The sequence below is a fragment of the Mycobacterium sp. genome, from assembly GCF_035499775.1.
In the GTDB taxonomy this organism is placed as follows: Bacteria; Actinomycetota; Actinomycetes; order Mycobacteriales; family Mycobacteriaceae; genus Mycobacterium.
On sequence record NZ_DATJYB010000591.1, the window covers coordinates 1 to 6056 of the forward strand.

Genomic DNA, 6056 nt, shown 5'->3' on the forward strand with positions numbered 1-6056 from the left:
TACTTGACGATTCGGTTGAACGACCACTGTTCGCCGGCGTGTTGGGCCCACTCGTCGTAGTCGGCGGCGAATCCGCGGATCCACAACATGGCGTTCATGGACGACGAGCCACCCAGCGTTTTGCCCCGGGGCCAATAGATCCGCCGCCCGTTCAGCTCGGGCTGCGGCTCGGTGAGGTAGTCCCAGTCGATGGGGCTCCGGAACAGCTGCGTCCACGTCACCGGCATTTTGATGCGGCGGTCGGTGTCTTCTCCTCCCGCCTCGAGCACCACGACCTGGTTTCTGGGGTCGGCGCTGAGCCGCTCGGCGATCACCGAGCCCGCCGAGCCGGTGCCGACCACTACATAGTCGGCGATGGCAAAGTCGTTGGCCGTCAACTCGTTCATGTCGTCTCGTCTCTGTGCTGGAGTGTCAGAGCTGTCACCTTCATTGCTGCCAGCGATTTCTGACGGTAGGAACCCGCGCGCGATGGCGTCCACTACCTGTCCACTAAATGGACACGACCGAAATTCATTTGCTTGATGTCGCACTCGCAAGCGGCGCCCGATGGCCAATCGACTCGCCGCGTTGGACGCATGCGTCCCGCCGCCTTGCCGGCAACGAAAGCTGCTTGTTGCAAGCGATTTTGGGCCGGCGCGCGGTCACGCTCACCGGCGAGGGCGCCCGTTGGTGTCGAAGCCCTGGGCGCCCCAGCCAAGTTTTCTGTAGCCCCTAACCTGCGGTGCTGGGTTCCGCGTGAACGCGGAGGTGTTCGCGACGCTTCAACTCGTCGTCGGTGACGAGTTCGAGCATCGGCTTGCCCGGAACGCACAGCATGGTGACGGTGAAGCGGCACCTCATGTCGTCGCGGTTGTTGCCGTCTGAGTAGTGGATGACGTCGCCACCCGGTTCCCAGAATGCTTCGCCCGCCTGGATGACGCGGGGCGGCTCACCCTCCAGTTCGAACAGCATTTCGCCTTCCAGCATGTAGCCGAAGGCTGGACCGCTGGGGTGCCGGTGCGGGGGCGCGCCTGCGCTGCCTGGCGGGTAATCGATCACCACGGTCATCGCATGTGCGCCTTGGGGAATGAACGGCGGTTGCACTTCCTGCACGACCGTCAGCGCAGTTTCCCATCCGGGGTCATATTTCTTGGTCATCGGGTGTTCCTCCTCGGTGGTTGAGACGAGCCGGTGAGATGCGCCGCCGTTGCCCGCGACACTCGCGACACGACAACCGTCTGCGGCTGTCGTACTCAGACTCGCCGGAGGGGAAGGAAATCGAACCCTTGAAAGCCAGTAGTCCGTGGTCTGTGGTGAGGGTCAGCTCGTCCGGGGAGACACGACCTCCGTCCAGCCGCTCGGTGTCGCGAGCGGACTACTGCAGCGGCAGCTTCAGCACCCGATTGCTCATGTCGGTGATGTAGACGTCGCCGGTGCTGTCCACCGCCACGCCCATGGGTTTGTTGAGGCCGGTGAACGGCAGCGCTTCCGGGGTGGTCGACCCCGCCGCTAGTCTGAGCACCCGGTTGTTCGAGAAATCGGTGACGTAGACGTTGCCGGTGCTGTCCACCGCTACGCTCATGGGTTGGTTGAGGCCGGTGAAGGGCAGCACGGTCTGGGTGGATGAGCCCGCCGCTAGTTTGAGCACCCGGTTGTTGAGGTCGGTCACGTAGACGTTGCCGGTGCTGTCCACGGCCACACCCGAGGGCTTGTTGAGGCCGGTGAAGGGCAGCACAGTCTGGGTCGATGAGCCCGCCGCCAGTTTCAACACTCGGTTGTTGCCGTTGTCAATCAAGTAGACGTTGCCGACGCTGTCTACCGCCACAGCGCTGGGGTTGTTGAGGCCGGTGAAGGGCAGCACAATCGGAGCGGACGCGCCCGCCGCCAGTTTCAGCACCCGGTTGTTGTCGATGGAGGTGACGTAGAGGGCGCCGCTGCTGTCGACCGCCACACCGCTGGGATCCTTGACGCCGGCGAAGGGCAGCACAATCGGAGTTGACCCGCCCGCCGCCAGTTTCAGCACCCGGTTGCCGCCCCCGGAGGTGACGTAGACATTGCCGGCGCTGTCCACCGCTACACCGTTGGCGATTTGGAGGTCCGCGAAGGGCAGCAGCGTCTGAGCCACATAGGACCGCGGCGATGACGTCGGTGATGCCGATGTTGTCGGGGGTGATGCCGATGTTGTCGTGGATGAGGATGTCGAGGGCGCCTGAGTAGGCCCATCGTTGCCGAGGGCGGAAATACCGACGGCCGCAACGATCACGGCGACGAGAGCAATGACGCCCACGATCAGCGCGATTGTGGTGCGCCGACTGATCCCGCCGGCCCTCGTCGGGGTGGGTGGCGCGACGGGCGGCGGTGGCGAGAGGGTCCGCTGCTGATCCTGCGGGGCGGGCGGCGCGAACTGCGGCGCGTGGTAGGGCGTCGATTCCGGACCGAGTTGCGTCGCCGCTGCGGTCCGTGGGCTGGGCGGGGCTTGCGGCCGCTGGTAGTCCGGGAAGGCCGGCGTCGGGACAGGACTTGCGGTTGGCTCGGGGAGTCGCTGATGCGGACTCGGTGCCGGTCGCTGAATCGGACTGGTGATGGCGTCGCGGGCCGCGTTCGCCAGTTCGATGGTGGTGGCGTAGCGCTGTTTTGGGTCTTTGGCCATACCGGTCGCGATGACCTCGTCAACCGGGGCGGGCACCTCGGGTCGGGTGACGGACGGGCGCGGCGGCCGGGCGTTGACGTGCGCGGCCATGAGTTGCGGCATGGTGTCCCCCGGAAACGGCGGGGCGCCGGTCAGAGCTTCATACAAAACGCAAGCCAGCGAGTAGATGTCGGCGCGGGCGTCCTCGTCGGCTCCGATCGCCAACCGCTCGGGCGCGATGTAGCGATAGCTGGCGACCGGGATATCGGTCTGGGTAATTCGGGCCTCGTCCATGGTGGGGGCGATCCCGAAATTGATCAGGTAGGCGAAGTCGTCGTCGTCGAGCAAGATGTTGGAGGGTTTGATGTCGCGGTGGATAAGCCCGACTTTGTGGGCAGCATGCAGCGCCTTGGCAACTTGGTCGACGATGCGCACCGCGCGCGCCGGATCCAGCGGCCCGCGGGTCAGCACGGCAGCGAGGTGGTGGCCCCTGATTAGCCGCATGCTCACGAACAGCCGGCCGTCGATCTCGCCGTAGTCGTAAATCGGCACCACATGGGGGGTTTCCAATTGCGCCGCGGCGTGGGCTTCCCGGCGGAAACGCCGCTGAAAGTCTCCATCTCCAGACAGACCCGCGGGCAGGACTCTGACGGCAACGACCCGGTCGGTAACGGCATCATGGCCGCGCCACACCTCGCCCACGCCGCCTCGGCCCAACAACTCGATCAGCCGGTACCGCCCGAATGGCAATTGCGTCGTACGTGGCGCTTCCTCGCGTTCGCCGAGTTCTTCGATCACCTGAACAACATGCATCGTGTCTCGCGGTGTCGATACAGTACTGCGCTACTCAATTTCCAGGCGGAGCCAAGCGGCGACGACTCACCCGGCCCGCCCGAGGGCAGGTAGACACTCCTTGAGTAACGATGGTGGGCGGGCCCGCCCGTGACAGTGAACGGCAAAGATCCGCCATGGAGCTTGCGAACCAGATCGGCTGTCGTTACGGCCCAGGCGCGGGGACGAGGTGGCCGGTGACCGCCGCCGCCGACAGGGCCTGCTGCAGCAATCGGCCGTCCGCGCTCAGATCCCGCACTCCGGTCCCGTCGATCGGCGGGAATACCGAGCGCGCGAACGACAGCAGCGACCGCAGCGGCCCGGCCGGGCTGCGGCCGGTCACGAACAGCGCCTGGCTGGACACGATCACCAGGATGGCCAGTACCCCGTCGAGGCATTCCGCGGCGCGGCGCTCCCTGCGGTGCGCGCTGAACGCCGGCGACAGCACGTCGGAGCGTCGATCGCCTGCCGCGGCGGGCAGCAGCGCGGGCGCGGCCGCGGCCCGCGCCTCCTCGACGTAGCTGCTCGCCGCCCAGCCGTAGCCGTAGGTGCCGATCGGCGCCGCCTCGAGGACGGCCAGGTTGACCGGCAGGCCCGAGGTCTCGGCGCTGTTCAGAGCGGTGATCTGGCGCTCGGCGACCAGCGCCAGATCCGCCCAGGTCGCGGTCAGCGCGTTCATGGCCGGGTAGGCCATGCCGTTGTGGAAGCCGCCGCTGGGCAGCACCCGGCCGGCCAGCAGCACGTCGCCTGTCACCGCGCGCAGCGCGGTCGCCGCGGCCTTCTCGACCGCCGCCACCATCCGGTGCGCCTGGCCGAGCACGCGCGGGATGATCCGGTAGCTCACCGGAGCTTGGTGGAACCGCCTGCCTTCCGTCCCCGCGCCGTCGAGGTGGCGGCGCAGCGCCCGCAGCGCCGCGGCTTCGTGCGCGTCCCCCCATAGGTCGTCGAGCGCTGCGTCGTAGGCGCCGAGCGGGGCGCCGAACGCCTCGATCGACAGCGCGCAGACGGCCTGCGCGTTATCCAGCCGGTGCCGGGACCGCAGCGCGGTGTCGGCGGCCAGCGCCGCCGGGCACGCCGCGGGCTCGGCCAGCGCCCTCAGCTCGGCCTCGCCGAGGTCGTCGCGTCGCACCCCGGCGAGGGCGGCGGCCATCACAGCGGCTTCGTCCGGGCCCGCCGGGCCGCCGGACGACACCCGGGGAGCCGGGCCGCCGAGCAGGGCGGCCACCCGCTCGGCGGCGGTGAGCCCCACCGCGGTGTGCCCGGACACGCAGCCGGCCAGCCGGGCGAAGAGGATCCCCCGCACCACGGCCTCGTCGAGATACCCGTCGCTCGCGCCCGCAGACCCCGAGCCCTCAGACCCCGAGCCCTCAGACCCGGAGCCCGCGGGCGCGGCGGCCGCGGGGACCGCCCGTGCGCTGGCCGCGCCCGCCTCTCCGGGCGCCGTGCGGCCCCGTCCGGCCGCGGCCAGCGCACGGCGGGCCTGCTCGCCGAGCCGCACAGCCTCACCGCCGTAGCAGACCCGCCGGAAGTTCGCGAGGGTGAAGTCGTCCCTGGTATCCAGCACGACCGTCATGCCGGGGCGGGTCCTTTGCGCGCCGCGCGTACGTGATCCCTGACCGGCGGAGCGGGCTGGCGCCCCGCGGCGTCTAGCGCCCGCCCCGCCTCCCCGGCGAGCAGCGCGATGGCGCCGTCGAGGCACTGCGCGGCCGTGGCCTCCCGGCGGTAGGCGCCGAAGGTCGGCGAGGACACGTCGTCCTGCGGGTCGTTGACCGCCGCGGGCAGCAGAGTGGGCATGGCCGCCGCCCGTGCCTCCTCGGCCAGCGCGCTCAGCTCCGGTCCCGGGCCGGCCGCAGGATCGGCAGCTCGCAGCGCCGTCACGTGCCGCCCGGCCAACAGCGTCAGGTCGGCCCATACGGCCGCCAGCGCGTTCAGCGCAGGGTAGGCCATGGCGTTGTGGAAACCGCCGGTGGAGACGGCCTGCCCCAGCGGGTGCGCAGCGTCGGGCGGCAGGTACACCGGGTTGTCAGTCACCGACCGCAGCGAGACTTGGGCCGCCTCGGTCAATCCCGCCACCGCGCGGTGCGCCTGCCCGAGCACCCGGCCGAGGATCAGGTAGCTGGCCGGCACCTGGTCTGCCTGCCGCCGACCGGGTGATGCGCCGGACAGGTGGTGGCGAAGCGCCGCCAGCGCCGCCGCCTCGTCGGCGTCTCCCCACAGCTCACCGAGCTCCTCGGCATAGGCGTCGGCCGGGACGCCGAACGCCGCCGCCGACAGCGCCAGCGCTTGCTCGGCGCGGCTGAGCCTGGGGGCGGCCCGCAGCGCGGCATCCGCGGCCAGCGCGGCCGATACCGGGGATCCGTTGACCACCGGGTTGGCCTCGCCCTCCTCGAGGTCATCGAGCCGAAAGCCGCGCAGCACGTGGGACAGCGGCAGCACCTCGCCCGCGCCGACCTCCCCGTCCAGCGGCACCGGCGGCAGCGGGCCGTCGAGCATGGCCGCCAGCCGCTCGGCGATCACCGGCCTGGCCATGGAGTTCCCGGCGACGAAGTTGGCAAGCCGGGCGAAGATGATGCCGCGCACGACACGCTCATCGAGGTACCCGCCCCCGAACCCGCGG

The 6056-nt window shown here is 69.7% G+C and carries 5 protein-coding genes; all 5 read right to left on the reverse strand.

Features of this window, described 5'->3' with window-relative positions; all coding sequences use genetic code 11:
• Positions 1 to 386: GMC family oxidoreductase N-terminal domain-containing protein (locus tag VML93_RS35745; RefSeq protein ID WP_325618167.1), on the reverse strand; the 386-nt coding region annotated here is incomplete at its 3' end.
• Positions 387 to 711: 325 nt separating this feature from the next.
• On the reverse strand, positions 712 to 1137 hold the full coding sequence (locus VML93_RS35750) for a cupin domain-containing protein (RefSeq protein WP_325618169.1): 426 nt from the start codon (positions 1135 to 1137) through the stop codon (positions 712 to 714).
• 217 nt (positions 1138 to 1354) lie between these two features.
• Positions 1355 to 3406: a serine/threonine-protein kinase PknD gene (locus VML93_RS35755; RefSeq protein WP_325618171.1), complete on the reverse strand. Its 2052-nt coding sequence runs from the start codon at positions 3404 to 3406 to the stop codon at positions 1355 to 1357.
• Between the two features lie 199 nt (positions 3407 to 3605).
• A complete protein-coding gene (locus VML93_RS35760) occupies positions 3606 to 5012 on the reverse strand; it encodes an aromatic amino acid lyase (protein ID WP_325618173.1) in 1407 nt (468 codons plus the stop codon).
• Positions 5009 to 6056 (reverse strand): aromatic amino acid lyase (locus VML93_RS35765; protein WP_325618175.1); only part of this gene is annotated, 1048 nt, incomplete at its 5' end. The genes VML93_RS35765 and VML93_RS35760, both read right to left, overlap by 4 nt.